General features: G+C 51.2%; 17 protein-coding genes. 12 read left to right on the plus strand and 5 right to left on the minus strand.

The window, feature by feature from the left end:
• The first annotated feature begins 40 nt into the window (after positions 1-40).
• Entirely contained in the window at positions 41-700 is a 660-nt protein-coding gene (locus tag J1782_RS13750; RefSeq protein WP_152325565.1) for a metallophosphoesterase, read from the plus strand.
• Between the two features lie 84 nt (positions 701-784).
• Positions 785-1,549, plus strand: coding sequence for a DNA-binding transcriptional repressor DeoR (deoR, locus tag J1782_RS13755; protein ID WP_152325566.1), 765 nt, complete (start codon positions 785-787; stop codon positions 1,547-1,549).
• 5 nt (positions 1,550-1,554) lie between these two features.
• Here deoR and J1782_RS13760 read toward each other — a convergent pair whose 3' ends face one another.
• Entirely contained in the window at positions 1,555-2,031 is a 477-nt protein-coding gene (locus J1782_RS13760) for a GyrI-like domain-containing protein (RefSeq protein WP_152325567.1), read from the minus strand.
• Between the two features lie 183 nt (positions 2,032-2,214).
• Between J1782_RS13760 and J1782_RS13765 the strand changes: the two genes are divergently transcribed.
• From J1782_RS13765 to J1782_RS13775, 3 genes are all read left to right on the plus strand, one after another.
• A complete protein-coding gene (locus tag J1782_RS13765; protein WP_152325568.1) occupies positions 2,215-2,721 on the plus strand; it encodes a YlaC family protein in 507 nt (168 codons plus the stop codon).
• A 128-nt stretch (positions 2,722-2,849) separates the two neighbouring features.
• A complete protein-coding gene (locus J1782_RS13770; protein WP_217153334.1) occupies positions 2,850-3,125 on the plus strand; it encodes a hypothetical protein in 276 nt (91 codons plus the stop codon).
• A 48-nt stretch (positions 3,126-3,173) separates the two neighbouring features.
• Positions 3,174-3,437, plus strand: coding sequence for a hypothetical protein (locus J1782_RS13775; protein ID WP_226790063.1), 264 nt, complete (start codon positions 3,174-3,176; stop codon positions 3,435-3,437).
• Between the two features lie 70 nt (positions 3,438-3,507).
• Here the strand turns inward: J1782_RS13775 and J1782_RS13780 are convergent, their stop codons facing one another.
• Positions 3,508-3,720 carry a YccJ family protein gene (locus J1782_RS13780; RefSeq protein WP_152325570.1) on the minus strand — a complete coding sequence of 71 codons (213 nt, stop codon included), beginning with the start codon at positions 3,718-3,720 and terminating at the stop codon, positions 3,508-3,510.
• A 213-nt stretch (positions 3,721-3,933) separates the two neighbouring features.
• Between J1782_RS13780 and J1782_RS26470 the strand changes: the two genes are divergently transcribed.
• The 3 genes from J1782_RS26470 (at position 3,934) to J1782_RS13790 (ending at position 5,345) form a co-directional block, all read left to right on the plus strand.
• Complete coding sequence (locus tag J1782_RS26470; protein ID WP_013576285.1) at positions 3,934-4,065, plus strand: hypothetical protein; 132 nt, start codon at positions 3,934-3,936, stop codon at positions 4,063-4,065.
• Positions 4,066-4,316: 251 nt separating this feature from the next.
• On the plus strand, positions 4,317-4,658 hold the full coding sequence (locus J1782_RS13785) for a DUF2502 domain-containing protein (protein WP_152325571.1): 342 nt from the start codon (positions 4,317-4,319) through the stop codon (positions 4,656-4,658).
• Positions 4,659-5,051: 393 nt separating this feature from the next.
• Positions 5,052-5,345 (plus strand): hypothetical protein, encoded by a 294-nt coding sequence (locus J1782_RS13790; RefSeq protein WP_338105846.1) that lies wholly within the window; start codon positions 5,052-5,054, stop codon positions 5,343-5,345.
• Positions 5,346-5,418: 73 nt separating this feature from the next.
• Here the strand turns inward: J1782_RS13790 and J1782_RS13795 are convergent, their stop codons facing one another.
• Complete coding sequence (locus tag J1782_RS13795; RefSeq protein ID WP_152325572.1) at positions 5,419-5,865, minus strand: universal stress protein; 447 nt, start codon at positions 5,863-5,865, stop codon at positions 5,419-5,421.
• 38 nt (positions 5,866-5,903) lie between these two features.
• Entirely contained in the window at positions 5,904-6,668 is a 765-nt protein-coding gene (locus tag J1782_RS13800) for an IclR family transcriptional regulator (protein ID WP_217153353.1), read from the minus strand.
• Between the two features lie 255 nt (positions 6,669-6,923).
• Here J1782_RS13800 and J1782_RS13805 point away from each other — a divergent pair, with 255 nt between their 5' ends.
• Both J1782_RS13805 and J1782_RS13810 read left to right on the plus strand, forming a co-directional pair.
• Positions 6,924-8,534, plus strand: coding sequence for an MFS transporter (locus tag J1782_RS13805; RefSeq protein WP_217153335.1), 1,611 nt, complete (start codon positions 6,924-6,926; stop codon positions 8,532-8,534).
• A gap of 58 nt (positions 8,535-8,592) precedes the next feature.
• Complete coding sequence (locus J1782_RS13810; RefSeq protein WP_217153336.1) at positions 8,593-9,627, plus strand: HlyD family secretion protein; 1,035 nt, start codon at positions 8,593-8,595, stop codon at positions 9,625-9,627.
• Between the two features lie 99 nt (positions 9,628-9,726).
• Here the strand turns inward: J1782_RS13810 and mdoC are convergent, their stop codons facing one another.
• Entirely contained in the window at positions 9,727-10,911 is a 1,185-nt protein-coding gene (mdoC, locus tag J1782_RS13815; protein WP_165059593.1) for a glucans biosynthesis protein MdoC, read from the minus strand.
• A gap of 329 nt (positions 10,912-11,240) precedes the next feature.
• On the opposite strand from mdoC, the gene J1782_RS13820 reads away from it, so the two are divergent.
• The gene (locus tag J1782_RS13820; protein WP_152325576.1) at positions 11,241-12,776 is read left to right on the plus strand and encodes a glucan biosynthesis protein G; all 1,536 of its coding nucleotides are present in this window, start codon (positions 11,241-11,243) and stop codon (positions 12,774-12,776) included.
• On the plus strand, positions 12,769-15,351 hold the full coding sequence (gene mdoH / locus J1782_RS13825; protein WP_152325577.1) for a glucans biosynthesis glucosyltransferase MdoH: 2,583 nt from the start codon (positions 12,769-12,771) through the stop codon (positions 15,349-15,351). The genes J1782_RS13820 and mdoH overlap by 8 nt, the downstream gene beginning before the upstream one ends.
• The last annotated feature ends 200 nt before the right edge of the window (positions 15,352-15,551 follow it).

Below are 15,551 nucleotides of genomic sequence, written 5' to 3' on the forward strand. Positions count from 1 at the left end.
CACTTAAAGAATTCACTGCTTAAATGGATTTCTGTTTCGTATGACGCCTGCTTTGTATCAGCGTATCAATGGCTCGCTTTACCACCGCATTTTTGTCGTGGGGGATCTGCACGGATGTCTCAGCCTGCTCGGGCATGAACTGGCAAAGATAGCGTTCGATCCGCAACGCGATTTACTGTTGTCTGTCGGCGATCTCGCCGATCGCGGCCCTGACAGTGTCGGGTGCCTGCGCCTGATCAATGAGCCGTGGTTTTCCTGTGTCCGCGGCAATCACGAACAGATGGCGATTGACGCGATACATGAAGAGAATGTTTCAAGATGGCTGCGTAACGGCGGCGACTGGTTTTACGCACTGGAAGATGAGATTCAGGAGCAGGCAAAAGCGCTGATTTTGCAGGCAGACAAATTGCCACATGTTCTCGAACTCAACACGCGCGAAGGAAAACGCATCGTCATTGCGCATGCGGATTACGTTTCGGACGAATATGTTTTCGGAAAGCCGCTCGACAGTTATGAAACTATCTGGAACCGCGACCGTATTAACTCTGCGCTTGCCGGACGTTACGGGCCGATATCCGGCGCTGATGCTTTCTATTTCGGACATACGCCGGTTGAACCTGCACTGCAATTTGCGAACCTGTTTTATATTGATACCGGCGCGGTCTTTGGTGGTTATCTGACGATACGGCAATTGCAATAATATCAGGCTGCAGGCGGGTTTGCGGTGGTTGCGCGGCAAAGGTATAGTGAGCGGCTGCGAACGGGAAAGGCGTGAGATAACACCATGGAAAATAAGCGTGAAGACAGGATCCAGCGTCTGTTGCTGGCATTAAAAAAGACCGACAAAATTCATCTGAAAGAAGCGTCTTTACTGCTCAATGTTTCCGAAATGACCATACGCCGTGACCTTAACGTGGAACCTGCGCCGGTTATTTTGCTGGGTGGCTACATTGTCATGGATCCTAAGAATAACCCGGCGACACATTATTTCGTCAGCGAACAGAAAATGCGTCAGGTTGCGGAGAAAAAACGCCTGGCCTCACGCGCAGCGGGGCTGATTCAGACGAACGACACGGTGTTTTTTGATTGCGGCACCACAATGCCTTACGTCATCGAAAGCATTCCCGAAACCCTCGTTTTTACGGCAATCTGCTATTCGCTCAATACCTTTCTCGCATTGCAGGAAAAGCCTCACTGTGAGGTGATTTTGTGTGGCGGCGCGTTCAAATCCAGCAACAGTATTTTTACCCCGTTAGGGCGCAGCAGTGAGCTGGATTATATCCGTCCGTCCAAAGCTTTTATTTCGGCGGCCGGTGTCAGTATTGAACACGGCGTCACTTGCTACAATTTTGATGAGTTGCTGATGAAACATCAGGCGATGGAGCGTTCTGCGCAAAGTATTCTGGTGGCAGACAGCACGAAGTTTGATCAGGTGCGACCGGCGGCAATCGCACCTCTTGCCCGATTCAATGTACTGGTCAGCGACGCTGAGCCACCGCGGGCTTATCTCGATTTTTGCAGTCAGTCTGACATTCCGCTTCTGGTCTGAGCCTTTTAGCGGATAGCGGGAATTTTCTCCACAGACTGATAAAGTACAACTTCCCAGATGCCACTTTTCGAACCATCACTGAGATAGTGTTCGAAACAGGCTTTTCCGTCCGGCCGGTAGTGCGCACTGGTCAGCAACTGAGCATAAAAATCGCGCCAGGCTTTCTCAAAATCACCGTCGGCAATAGTGGTGTGATAGGCCGCATAAGTGCCTCCTGGCAACGTTTGCAGTGACAGACCTTCTGCTTCATCCAGAATAAAATTATCGGCAACGCAAACCGAAGGATCGGCCCGCAAAGCCTCTGCCGGCGTGGTATCAGGGTTATCATGAAACCAGGTCAGCCATTCGGTACGCGGCTGATGATGCCGCGCAACCCATTTGGTCAGTTGCTGAAAGCCGCTGTGGATTGACTGCTGATAAGGGCCGACAACCCGGTAGCTCACCAGCTTTTTGGCCGGTCTTTCTACGATTGATAATGCCACGATGATCTCCTTTTATCTGACATAGATTGGGTGGTTTCCATGTGGGTAAAAACGTCAATGCCAAGCTTATCTATAACAGTTCACCGTTTTACTCACGGTAACTGCTCTACGCGCTATAACAGTTGTCATGATAAAATTATGTAATCAGATTGCATTATAGTCGTGACGCAGTGAGGTTATGAGATGGACGTAATCAAAAACGTATTAAACAGTGAAATTGATCGGATCAATCGTCAGGAAGGCCGTGACGGAAAGGCGCGCATTAATGGAGAGTTCTTCGTGAACCATCCATGGTTATGCCTGGCGATGCTGGTCGGCTATATCGCCGTCGGCGTGGTGATGTATGTTTCACCGTACATGGGCGTGGGCTGGTTTATCGGCTTCACCGCATTTCTGGTGTTTATGTCGGCGATGCTGCTGCTCGAAATCAAACCGGTTTACCGTTACGAAGATATCGGCGTGTTAGATCTTCGCGTTTGCTATAACGGCGAATGGTATTTCAGCCGTGAATTATCCGGTGATGCGGTTAAGCAAATTTTGAGTGCCGGCAGCGTAAGTTCGCACATCAAAAATCGTATTGAATCGATCGTACGCAACAAAGGCTCGATCGACTTTTATGATGTATACGATCTGGCTCGTCTGGAAAATCAGCAGCAAGATCCCACCAGAACAGCACAGTTAGCTCACTGATCGCGCCCTTAAACATGGCTTCTGCCCATGACGTTACCCTGCATGCTCTGATAAAATAGTGGCTGGGTATCATTTTCGTGAATGAATCGTACATGCGAAAAATGATGCCAGCCGTTACAGGAGCGACAGTGGAACGAATCAAACTTACAATTCATCATCTGCACAAAATCATTTCCGGTGAAAAACAGGATGCACAGGCGACTGCGCGCATTTATGCTGGCGATGGACTGTTGCTGACTGAAACAATGACCGGGCAGGCGATGCATTTTGATCGCTTTATCAAAGCCGAAAACGACAATGGCAAACCTTTACGTGTGGAATGGGACAGCGACGGCAGCGCCGCAATGTCGGTTTCCCGCGCTGAAGTGTGCCCTTGCTGCGGTGGCGATGCCCTGCACCATTGAATAAATCCGGGCCTGACCGCATGTTAAGTAAAAGCCGAACAGGGGGGAATGATGAAATTTATCAGTAACGAATTTGAATACCGCCAGTGGATCATGGACGAAATATTCCAGGCAAGCGCGGTAGGCGAAACCTCTGAGTTTGCCGATCAGGAAGTGGAAGATTTTATCTTTGACGCGCGTCCGGTGGCTTATCCCTGCGTCGCAGTGATGATTCAGACGCCCGGTGAGCCTGGCGTATGCGAACCCCGATTCTTTTATAAAGAACAGGTATTTGAGTGGGCACACAAAATGGGCTTTGGTTTTGACAGCTAACGGCGCATCCGGTTAACGCAAAAACCCCGGGAAGGTCCCAGGGTTTCGTGGCGAATGGCCGGGCTACTGATCAGACATTTTTCCTGTCGATTTTCTCTTCACCCCAGAACAAATAGTCGTCCTTGGTTTTTGCGAACGCGATGGGCAAGACTTCATCGCTGCCTTCTTCCCAAATTTTCTGCGCCAGTTTCTCATCATTTTTAGCCAGTTCGAAAATGGCTTCAGCGATTTCATGAGAGGTTTCACGTGTGTTGGCCCAGGCTTTGATGTTTGACGTCGTCATCCGGTTCTCCTCGTATTTTTTGCGCAACGGTGTCTCCATGACACCATCATATTCAGGTTAACTATGGTTTCTGCGCGGGGTTAATGCAAATCTGCGAGGCAGGATAGGGCAGAAATTCCATGATTAGTGCCGGAGCAGGGCACAAAAAAACCGGCACCGGGCGGGGACTGTCGTTTATACTGAACGCGATTTTGAACAATTAAGGTGATGAGAATGAGCGACGATATTTTTGATTTTGACATTGATGCTGCACTAGAAACTGCTGAAGTAAAAGCGGCTGAAAAAGCAGCAGAAGTGCCTGAAGCCGTTCAGGACGAAAGCGACTGCGAAGGCTGCAAAATCTGATTTTGCACAACTTAGCAGCAAACAGAAAACCGCTTCGGCGGTTTTTTTGTATCTGTCATTTATTCCTATTCTGGCACTTCTGGCTGAATCTCCTTTACCGACATAGTGTTGCATCGCAGTCTCCCGACATCGCTTCTGACGCAACTGTAAGGATAACGTCAGGACATTTTTTTTGGGATAAATTCCTATAGAACAGGAAGATAGCTGGCGGTACTTTGTCACCACCTGATAAGCAGGTCGTGAGGTTCACAATGAAAAAACTAATTTTTGTTCTCGCCGTTTTGCTCACTTTGCCCGCTATCGCACAGGCAGACGTCGAGGTAGGGCTTAATATGCCGGGGTTGTCACTGCATGTCGGTGACCGCGATAATCGTGGATATTACTGGGACGGTGGTGACTGGCGTCCGCCAGGCTGGTGGGATAACCATTATCGTGATGAAGGCCGCGGGCATTGGGTTTATTACGAACCGGCTCCACCGCCACCGCCGCGCTACTGGCATCACGAGCACTGGCATGAAGGTCCGCCTCCCGGCTACTGGCGTGATGGTCCTCCGGGGCACTGGCGTGAAGGCCCGCCTCCTGGCCGCTGGTAATCACTTTTTACTGAACGGCTAAGAGTCAGAACACGAAAGAACAGTAACGACAGATTTTGGGAACAGGGCTGGCAGTGGCGATGCAAAGCATCCCCAATGTCAGTTCTGTTCCTTTCGTTTTTAATCATTTTAAAACCTCCGCTGCTGATAATTTCCTGCAAAATTAATCGCATGCTGAATATTTAAAATATAAACCATTCATGAGAATTATATTTTAAACCGATTATTGCAAGGAATAGCAATAAACGCTTATCCCATAAACTTTTCAGAGAAAGTGCTGCTTGCTAAGTGTCACTATTGTGTTAATTTCTTGTTATATGAGATCAGCAATGGAAGGCCTGAACGCAATGCGTGCCTGATATCATATTGAAGTGTTATGGAATTTTTACTCAGGTGCGCTATTTGTCATTTACTGAGATTACCGCTATGCGCCTGATTAAAAACGATTTTGAGTTCCGTCTCTGGATGCTGGATGCCTATTTTTATCAGGATAAGATAGAAGGCGATACGTTGCTGACCGACGAAGAGATGGATGAGTTTTTATTTGAATGCCGTCCGCAGGAATATCCATGTTTAGGAACGGTCACGCCTTCCAAAGAATGTTCGCTGGAATTTGATATTGCCTTTTTCTATCGTGAACACATTACGGAATGGGCAAAATTGATGGGATTGATGAATACGAAATAGTATTGCTTTCCCGACATTAAAAAAGCGCCTTCGGGCGCTTTTTGCATTTTTACTTGTGCGGATGACAGAAGAATCAGTTTCCCCGTACTTCTACCATCACCGGGCAGGGCGATCGCGCGATAACCTCTGCGCTGACCGAACCTTTGATGATGCGGCCAAAAGCTGAAAGCTGCCGGTGGCCCATCACAATGACCGACGCCTGTCTTTTCACGGCTTCTGCCGCCAGCGCTTCTCCGGCGTTACCGACAATGATATTGCCTTTCGCCTGAATCCCTGCTTCTGCGAGCGTTTTCAATGCCTGACCGACCACGGCGCGGGCGGTAGTCTGTTCTTCCTCCGCAGGAGGATATTCGATGATTTCGCCGGGCATATCCCCGTTTTCTTCCAGTGCATAAGACTCATCGATGCAACAGGTGACATAGACCGTTGAGTTATGGCCGGTAGCAAGCTGACGGCTTAGATCCACTACAAATCCCGTTTGTCTGGAGCCATCTACGGCTAACAAAATGACGTCAAACATTTGTATTCCTTATACAGCCTGATTTTTGAGGTTCGGTATTACTTGCCAATTTCGCTGGTCAGCGCTTCTTTGCACTCAAGCAAAGCGGTGCGGATCACGTCCTGTTTAGCCTCAAGGCGCGGAGTGGGAATCAGAACGGAAACTGAATAGCGCCCCAAAATCGTGTCGATGGCAATCGCAATAGTGGATACACCTTCTACCGTTTCGCCCGTTTCAATCGAGTAACCGTTACGGCGAACGTCGGCAACGATATCGAGCAGTGCGCCGAGCGTGCCGACGGTATTTTTCGTCGCCGGCTCCAGCACTTCACCGACAATAATTCGAATTTCCTCATCGGTTTTTAACGCCAGCAGCGCACGCCCTGAGGAAGTGCTGTATATCGGCAAATTCAGGCCCACGCGGGGAACAATGCGTAACTCTTTTTCCGACACAATGCAGTGAATATTGGCAATCTGACGACCGCTGGCGCGGCCAATGGCGACGGTCTCCCCGGTAATTTCGTTCAGATTACGGAGAAACGGTGTGGCAATGGCGATCATGTCGGTGTGTACTGTTGACGCCAGTTTCAGCAACGTCGGCCCGAGCCGGACACCGCCGTTGCCTTCCGAACGTACCAGCCCTTCTTCTGCCAGTGCTGCAACGATGCGCTGAACCGTCGAGCGCGGAAGATCGACATCATTCGCGATGGCTCCCAGGCTCATGCCCTGAGGATGTTTGCCCAGTGCATTAAGTACCGATGCTGCCCGCGAGATCACTTGGATCCCACCGCTGCGCTCTTCGTCTGCCGGAATATCCTGCGCCATTCTTTTTCCTTCTTCATTATCCGGTGTCATCCGCCAACACCTTGTCTTGCCAATGTAATGGCTGAACCGGTGAAAAACAATTCCTAATCACATTGCAATACACTGTACCGTATTATAGTATTTTGGAGTGTATCACGATACGGTGCATTGCATCGAAATATGAGTGACATCGCTCACTGAACTGTGCCTTCCCGGCGCAGACCTGCCTTCTCACTATCGGCGTACCATAAAGCGGCGAAGTTAATGAGTACAACTATGAATCAGCCAATTGCACAGGCACCGGCCGCAAGCAGCGCCGGAATGTCCGGACCACCGCCGTTTACCGCGAGGCTGGTCACCGGATTAGCGGGCGTATTGATCGTCGCACTTTGCTCCGGCCTGAACGACCGTGTCACGGATATTGCTTTGGCTGATGTTCGTGGCGCTTTAAGTATCAGTAATGATGCCGGTTCATGGCTGATCGGCTCCTATCAGGCTGCGGAAGTGGCGGCCATGATGATTGCTCCGTGGCTGGCGGTGACGTTTTCGCTGCGCCGCTTCACGCTGTTCGTAACGTTGGGCTTTTTGCTGGTCGCCGCCGTTTTACCGTATTCACCCAACCTGCCGGTGTTTATTACGCTGCGTGCGGTTCAGGGACTGTTTGGCGGGGCGATGCCGCCTTTGCTGATGACGGCGGCGCTGCGCTTTATGCCGCCGCAGTACAAACTTTACGGGCTGAGTGCTTATGCGCTGACCGCTACTTTTGGGCCGAACATCGCGACCTCCATGGCGGCCATCTGGACCGATTATGTCGGCTGGAAGTGGGTGTTCTGGCAGGTTATTCCACCGTGTGTGCTGGGGTATTTGCTGATTGGTTACGGATTGCCACAAGATCCGCAGCGTTTTGAGCGATTTAAACAGATGGATATTGTCGGCATGGTGACGGGATGCAGCGGCATTTCCTTGCTGGTGCTGGTTCTTCAACAGGGCGAACGGCTGGACTGGTTCAACTCGCCGCTGATTACCGTCATGTTTTTCGCCTCGCTGGCGCTGCTAACGATTTTTCTGGTTAACGAATGGCATCACCCGTTGCCGCTGTTCAAATTGCAAATGCTGAAACGCCACAATCTGGCGCACGGTTTAATCACGTTGTTTGCGCTGATGTTCCTGTTTTTATCCGGCTCGGCATTACCGGCGAGTTTCATGCAGCAGGTAGGGGGATTTCGTGCGGTGCAGGTCGGGCCGCTGGCGCTGACGATCGGTTTGCCGCAGCTGCTTCTGGCTCCGCTGGTGGCGTTTTTCCTGACTATTCGTTGGGTAGACAGCCGCTGGGTTCTGGCCTGCGGGCTGGGGCTGGTGGGGGTTTCCTGTTACTGGGGAACGCATATCACCAGCGTCTGGGCGCGTGATAACTTTTATGTGATTCAGATTATGCAGGCGTTCGGCCAGCCGATGGCGGTGTTGCCCATTTTGCTGGGCGCAACCAGCGTCGTTCAACCGCAGGAAGGCCCTTTTGCCGCAGCGATGTTTAATACCACGCGCGGAATGGGGAGTATTGCGGGAAGTGCCCTTCTGGGCGTGATGGTCAGCGACCGTGAGCAGTTCCATTCTAACGTTTTACTCAATCACATTGGCGGTGTGAATTATCTGCTTTCCCAGCCTTATGGCGGTGGCAGCAGTTTTCTGGCACCGCTGAACACTGACGGTTCTGCGATTTCAACGGAAGTCATTACGCAGTTTTCCACGCTGGTCAGGAAGCAGGCACTGGTTATGAGCCTGGCTGATATTTACATGCTGATTATCGGCCTGGCGCTTGCGCTGATTGTGCTGGCCTCAATCCTGCCCAAACGCTCTTATCCGCCTCAGTCTCTGGTTAAACGCCCCTGAATGAAGCATCACCTGAACGAATGAATTTCACTATAAGAAAGTACGAGAGAAAATCATCATGATAAAAACATCGCCTGTCCGCCTGAGCTGGCTGGTTGCCGCCGTGGTGGTGGTATTACTGATTGTGATTGCCTTCTGGACGTTGTCTTCAGGGAGCGCACAGGAAACCGATGACGCTTTTGTATCGGCAGACTCTACACTGGTTGCACCGCGGATTTCCGGCACGATTGCTGATGTGTATGTTAAGGATAATCAGAGTGTTAAAGCGGGCGATGTGCTGGCAAAAATTGACGATCGCGATTACCGCAACGCCGTGCTCACCGCGCAGGCCAGCCTCGAAACGGCGAATGCGCAAATGCTCAGCCTGAACGCGCAACTTGCGAAACAGCAGCAGACTATTTTACAGGCGCAGGCCTTGGTGAATGCGGATTCTGCCAGTATTGCGTATGCACGCCAGAGTGCTGACCGTTACAAACGTTTGCTGCAAAATGGCTCCGGCACGGCGGATGCTCGTGATGAATCAGATGCCAGTTTGCGCTCAAAACTGGCTTCCCAGCAAAGTGATATGGCCGCCGTGCAGGCCGCTGAAAAGCAGGTTGACGTACTGAAAGCGGAGCAGGCGCAGGCCAAAGCGGCGATTGATTCTGCTACCACCGCGCTGGCGCAGGCGAAACTCAATCTTTCCTATACAGAAATCACGGCGCCGGTTGACGGCGTGGTCGGCCAGCGTTCTCTGCGCATCGGCGGCTATGTCAGCGCAGGAACCCGTGTGGTGGCAGTCGTGCCGCTTCACGATGCCTATATTGTGGCGAATTATCTGGAAACGCAGCTGGGTGATGTGCAGCAAAATCAGCCCGTTGATATCAAAATCGACGCATTGCCGGGCGTGACGCTGAAAGGGACAGTGGACAGTATTTCTCCGGCCACGGGTGTCACGTTTTCGCCGATCTCACCGGATAATGCAACCGGTAACTACACCAAAGTGGTGCAGCGTCTGGCGGTGAAGATTGTGCTGGATAAAGATCAGGCCGATGCGAAGCGGCTGAAAGTCGGAATGTCGGTGATCCCGACGATAGATACTGCGTCACGCTGATTTTCGTTTGTCTTTCTTTGCGTCAAAAATCAGCCCCCTGAAAGCAAAAGGGCCATGCTTAACCGCACGGCCCTTTTTGTTTTCGCGCCCCCTGAAGCGTCAGGACGCCTGATTCTGCGGTGGCGTGGCGTCCGATGAATCCTTCTTCGCCGGATGCTGCGGTTTACCCGAGAACAGGAATCGCAGAATCGGAATGCGTTTGTGTACTTCGTACAAGATAAACGCAATACCGAATACGAACACCAGACCCAGCCAGAAACCCAGCCAGTCGCTGTGGATCTTCGGCGTGATAAATGCCCCGTAAATCAGCGTTAACGGGTGGTGAATCAGATAGATAAACAGCGACGAGTTCACCAGATAAGTAATCCACGGCGCCTGGAAATTGAGGAGGTAGTGACTGAATGAGAACACCACATTAACCATCAGGATCCCCAACAGGGTGGTGATGATGGCGTCGATTTCCATCGAGTACAGCTGCGGAGTATTCACGTGCTGATTAAACATGTAAGCGGCGAACAGGAAGATACTCACCACGCCGGCAGTTGCTGAAGGCTTCAGGAACAGCTCTTTCAACCAGGAGAATTTATAAGCAAACGCGCCGATGATGAAAAATGGCAGATAAAACAATGTCTGCATCACGACGAAATTAAACGCACCGTTGGAAAGTAAATTAGGTGCAAAAAGATACAGCCCGCGGTTAAACGCGGCGTAAATTAAGCCGATAAATAAAAATACAATTGAGAGTTTTCCTAACGTGTTTGTCCGGGTTTTTATTAATTGAATACGACTAGTCTTAATTTCTTTAATAAATTTGAAGAGGTAAAAACAAATACTGGTCAGAATAACTAACGTTAACAGGAACCATAAATGGGACACTAATTCCCAGACGGTAATGTTAATCTTTTGATAGAAATCCATATTTCCCCAGTCTGAGAATTTACTGGTGAATTTCATCAGGAAATAGAGCTGCGGGATTGTAATCAGCGGGAAGGCCGCTACCAGCGGGATGGCAACCCGCTCCAGACGTACCTTGAGCCACTGGTGCGAGTCGTAGCGCTCATACAGCATATAAGAAAAATACCCGGAGATGACAAAGAAAACCTGCATCCGGAAGGCATGGATAATATCATTGAAAATTGTCAGGCCGTGCGAAGGCACCGCACTGTTTACCGCCCAGATATGACTGGAGTAAATCAATGATATATGGAAAGGAATACCCAGCAGCATCAAATATGCGCGGATAGAGTCCAGGAAAAACTCACGTTGTGGTTTTTGTGGTTTCATTACGTATCCGTTGTATGTGGCTCATCCTAATTTTAGAGCGTAGTTTGTATTCGGGCTAATTTCTCAGGTAACCAAAAATGACTGTCGTTGACATTAGTTTAGTTTCTCACCTTAAAACATGCATTGTTATAGGACAAGTTTCCATAGCCGGAGTTTCAACGAATTGATATCCTTGTACCCTGTTGCGCTTAAACGGTTCATCAATGGCTGAACCATCGACTGCTCAAGTTGTCGGAAACCTGACACTTCCCATAAAATAGTTACAGTGAATGATTGAAGCGCGCATAGGAGACAAAGTGTCGGATAAAAATTTTTCCATAGGGTCACGTATGATCAAAGTCCGTTTGCTAAGTGCCGCAGTGTTGATGACCATGTTCACCTCATCTGCCTGGGCTTTTTCTATAGATGATGTTGCCAAACAAGCGAAGGCATTAGCCGATAAAGGTTACGAAGCGCCGAAAAGCAATCTTCCGTCTCAATTCCGCGATCTTAAATTCGCAGATTACCAACAAATTCAGTTCAATCATGACAAAGCGTACTGGAAAAACCTGAATACGCCTTTCAAGCTTGAGTTCTACCATCAGGGGATGTACTTCGACACTCCGGTAAAAATCAACGAAGTGACGGCAGACTCCGTAAAAGAAATCAAATACAGCCCGGACTACTTTAACTTTGGCAACGTCAAACATGACGCTGACTCAGTCAAAAACCTCGGTTTTGCTGGCTTCAAAGTGCTTTATCCGATCAATAAAGCAGACAAAGATGATGAAATTATGAGTGTGCTGGGTGCCAGCTACTTCCGCGTCATCGGTAAAGGCCAGGTTTATGGCTTGTCTGCCCGTGGTCTGGCGATCGACACCGCGCTGGCTTCCGGCGAAGAATTCCCGCGTTTCCGCGAGTTCTGGATTGAACGTCCAAATCCAGACGAAAAACATTTAGTCATTTATGCCTTGCTCGATTCGCCGCGTGCGACCGGTGCTTATCGTCTGGATGTGTATCCGGGCAAGGAAGCGACCGTTGACGTGCAGTCACAAGTTTATCTGCGTGACAAAGTCGGCAAACTGGGTATCGCTCCGCTGACCAGCATGTTCCTGTTTGGCGCGAATCAGCCCTCTCCGGTGATGAACTATCGTCCGGCGCTGCATGATTCCAATGGTCTGTCTATCCATGCCGGTAACGGTGAATGGATCTGGCGTCCGCTGAACAATCCGAAACACCTTGCTGTCAGCCAGTTCTCCATGGAGAACCCGAAAGGCTTCGGTCTGCTGCAACGGGGTCGCAGCTTCTCAAACTTTGAAGATCTCGACGATCGTTACGACCTGCGTCCGAGTGGCTGGGTCGAGACCAAAGGCGACTGGGGTAAAGGTAAAGTTGAGCTGGTGGAAATTCCAACCGCAGACGAAACCAACGACAACATCGTCGCGTTCTGGACGCCGGAACAATTGCCGGATGCCGGTAAACCGCTGAGCCTGAACTATCGTCTGCATTTCACCCGTGAAGAAGAAAAATTACATTCTCCTGATCTGGCGTGGGTTGAACGTACCATGCGTTCAACCGGTGATGTGAAACAGTCGAATCTGATCCGTGAACCTGACGGCAGCGTGGCTTTCCTGGTTGATTTTGTCGGCCCAAATCTGAAAGCCCTGAAAAGCGACACTCCGGTGGCGTCTCAGGTCAGCGTGGGTGACAACGGTGAACTGGTTGAAAACACTGTCCGCTATAATCCGGTAACCAAAGGCTGGCGTCTGACGCTGCGCCTGAAAGTGAAAGATCCGAAGAAAGCGATCGAAATGCGCGCTTCTCTGGCTAATGGCGATAAAACACTGAGTGAAACCTGGAGCTATCAGCTGCCTGCAAATGAATAAGTCAACGCACTCTACTCATGATTATGTAGAAGCTTTGCCGCTTACTGATGATCAGAAAGCGGCGCTCACTCAGCAGCTTCCCGCTGAAGATGAGCAGGCTTTTGCTACCGTACATCACCGCTTAGGCGGTGATGTGACAGCCTCTGCTAATGCCCCTGAACCGGATGCACCTTTGCTCTCGGTGAAAGCGCGCGTCGGCGCAAGCTGGCCGGATGCGCTGGCCAACGGTTCTCTGGACGAAGTGGACAACGAAGGGCGCACCATCGCCAGCGCAATGCCGCCAGTGAAGCGTTCAAGTATGTTCCCGGATGTCTGGCGTACCAACCCGGTAGGGCGTTTCTGGGACAATCTGATGGGACGCAGCGCGGCTTCGCGTCATACGGTTGCCGATATGCCGGAGTCAGAAAAGCGCTGGCGTCATGCCGGTTCGGTTCGTCGTTATGTCCTGCTGGTTCTGATGCTGGTTCAGACGGCGATCGCAACCTGGTACATGAAAACCATCCTGCCTTATCAGGGGTGGGCGCTGATCGACCCCGCAGATATGCTGAATCAGGACTGGTTGCAGTCGGTTCTGCAATTGCTGCCGTACGTGTTGCAGACCGGGATTCTGGTGTTGTTTGCAATTCTGTTCTGTTGGGTTTCGGCCGGTTTCTGGACCGCGCTGATGGGCTTTTTACAATTGCTTATCGGGCGCGACAAATACAGCATCACCGCCTCGACTAAGGGCGATGAGCCGCTGAACCCGAATAACCGTACTGCGCTGATCATGCCGATTTGTAACGAAGACGTGGAACGCGTTTTCGCGGGCCTGCGTGCTACTTACGAATCTGTTAAAGCTACCGGTGATTTGGATCAGTTTGATATCTACGTGTTGAGTGACAGTTACGATCCGGATATTTGTGTCGCTGAACAGAAAGCCTGGATGGAAGTATGCCGCGACGTAGACGGTCATGGTCGTATCTTCTATCGCCGTCGCCGTCGCCGTGTGAAGCGTAAAAGCGGAAACATTGATGACTGGTGCCGTCGCTGGGGCGGGGAATATGCCTACATGGTTATCCTCGATGCGGACAGCGTCATGAGCGGCGAATGTCTGACCGGTCTGGCTCGTCTGATGGATGCGAATCCGAACGCCGGTATTATTCAGTCTGCGCCAAAAGCGTCGGGCATGGATACGCTGTATGCGCGTTGCCAGCAGTTTGCGACACGCGTTTACGGCCCGCTGTTTACCGCCGGTCTGCACTTCTGGCAGTTGGGTGAATCCCACTACTGGGGGCACAACGCCATAATCCGCGTGAAACCGTTCATCGAGCACTGTGCGCTTGCGCCGTTGCCGGGTGAAGGTTCATTTGCCGGTTCCATCATGTCTCACGACTTTGTGGAAGCTGCGCTGATGCGCCGTGCGGGCTGGGGGGTGTGGATTGCTTACGACCTGCCGGGTAGCTATGAAGAATTACCGCCAAACCTGCTCGACGAGCTGAAACGCGACCGTCGCTGGTGTCACGGTAACCTGATGAACTTCCGCCTGTTCCTGGTCAAAGGCATGCACCCGGTTCACCGTGCTGTCTTCCTGACCGGCGTGATGTCCTATCTTTCTGCGCCGCTGTGGTTTACGTTCCTTGCGTTGTCCACGGCATTACAGGTCGTGCATACGTTGATGGAACCGACGTACTTCCTGCAACCGCGGCAGTTATTCCCGGTATGGCCACAATGGCGTCCTGAGCTGGCAATTGCCCTGTTCTCGACAACAATGGTTCTGTTGTTCCTGCCAAAACTGCTGAGTATCGTCCTGATCTGGGCGAAGGGAGCGAAGCAATTTGGTGGTGCATTCCGTCTGCTGGTTTCCATGTTCCTGGAAATGCTGTTCTCGGTGCTGCTCGCACCGGTGCGTATGTTGTTCCACACCGTTTTTGTGGTCAGCGCATTCCTGGGCTGGGAAGTGGTCTGGAACTCTCCGCAGCGTGATGATGATGACACGCCGTGGGGTGAAGCATTTAAACGCCATGGTTCGCAGCTTCTGCTCGGTGCCGTCTGGGCTGCCGGTATGGCATGGCTGGACTTGCGCTTCCTGTGGTGGCTGGCGCCAATCGTCTTCTCTCTGATCCTGTCACCGATTGTTTCGGTTCTGTCGAGCCGTGCAACGCTGGGGATTAAGAGTAAGAAAGCCAAGCTGTTCCTGATCCCGGAAGAGTACGATCCGCCGCGTGAGCTGGTTGCGACTGAAGAATATCTGGCACTGAACCGTGAACGTAAGCTGCAAAACGGCTTTATGCATGCGGTGTTTGATCCGGGCTTCAACGCACTGGCTACGGCGATGGCAACATCCCGTCATCTGTTGCGTGAAACTGTAGAAAACGGTCGTCGGGCTCGTCTGGAGCAGGCCCTGAAAACCGGGCCAAAAGATTTGGGCAAAGCTGACCGTCTGGTCTTGTTGAGCGACCCGGTGCTGATGGCGCGTTTACACTCCGCGGTGTGGACGCAACCCGATCAGCAGGCGTGGGGAGCTTATTACGACCAGCTTCCGCGTAACGTGCAGGCTTTCCCTGTGACGCAGACGCTGGAAGTTAAATCCGCCTGAGTTAAATAGCGGACGGAAAGGGCAGTATGTGAAAACATGCTGCCCTTTTTATTGCTTCACGATCACAGGCCCGCACAGGCCATCACGCCGCAAAGACAACAGGTGACTCTCAGGCCTGCAGCGTATAAAGTTTTACGTCCCCTTAACATCAGGGAACAGGACGCGCGTGCTATTCTGAGCGCGCTGTTCAGCGCTTAAAA

The sequence above is a fragment of the Rahnella sp. BCC 1045 genome (assembly GCF_019049615.1).
GTDB classification, from domain to species: Bacteria; Pseudomonadota; Gammaproteobacteria; order Enterobacterales; family Enterobacteriaceae; genus Rahnella; species Rahnella contaminans.

Bases quoted from the DNA above. Each gene is read 5' to 3' on its own strand.
- J1782_RS13750 (WP_152325565.1), top strand. From the start codon at position 41: ATGACGCCTGCTTTGTATCAGCGTATCAATGGCTCGCTTTACCACCGC.
- deoR (WP_152325566.1), top strand. From the start codon at position 785: ATGGAAAATAAGCGTGAAGACAGGATCCAGCGTCTGTTGCTGGCATTA.
- J1782_RS13765 (WP_152325568.1), top strand. From the start codon at position 2,215: ATGGACGTAATCAAAAACGTATTAAACAGTGAAATTGATCGGATCAAT.
- J1782_RS13775 (WP_226790063.1), top strand. From the start codon at position 3,174: ATGATGAAATTTATCAGTAACGAATTTGAATACCGCCAGTGGATCATG.
- J1782_RS13780 (WP_152325570.1), bottom strand. From the start codon at position 3,720: ATGACGACGTCAAACATCAAAGCCTGGGCCAACACACGTGAAACCTCT.
- J1782_RS26470 (WP_013576285.1), top strand. From the start codon at position 3,934: ATGAGCGACGATATTTTTGATTTTGACATTGATGCTGCACTAGAAACT.
- J1782_RS13785 (WP_152325571.1), top strand. From the start codon at position 4,317: ATGAAAAAACTAATTTTTGTTCTCGCCGTTTTGCTCACTTTGCCCGCT.
- J1782_RS13795 (WP_152325572.1), bottom strand. From the start codon at position 5,865: ATGTTTGACGTCATTTTGTTAGCCGTAGATGGCTCCAGACAAACGGGA.
- J1782_RS13800 (WP_217153353.1), bottom strand. From the start codon at position 6,668: ATGGCGCAGGATATTCCGGCAGACGAAGAGCGCAGCGGTGGGATCCAA.
- J1782_RS13805 (WP_217153335.1), top strand. From the start codon at position 6,924: ATGAATCAGCCAATTGCACAGGCACCGGCCGCAAGCAGCGCCGGAATG.
- J1782_RS13810 (WP_217153336.1), top strand. From the start codon at position 8,593: ATGATAAAAACATCGCCTGTCCGCCTGAGCTGGCTGGTTGCCGCCGTG.
- mdoC (WP_165059593.1), bottom strand. From the start codon at position 10,911: ATGAAACCACAAAAACCACAACGTGAGTTTTTCCTGGACTCTATCCGC.
- J1782_RS13820 (WP_152325576.1), top strand. From the start codon at position 11,241: ATGATCAAAGTCCGTTTGCTAAGTGCCGCAGTGTTGATGACCATGTTC.
- mdoH (WP_152325577.1), top strand. From the start codon at position 12,769: ATGAATAAGTCAACGCACTCTACTCATGATTATGTAGAAGCTTTGCCG.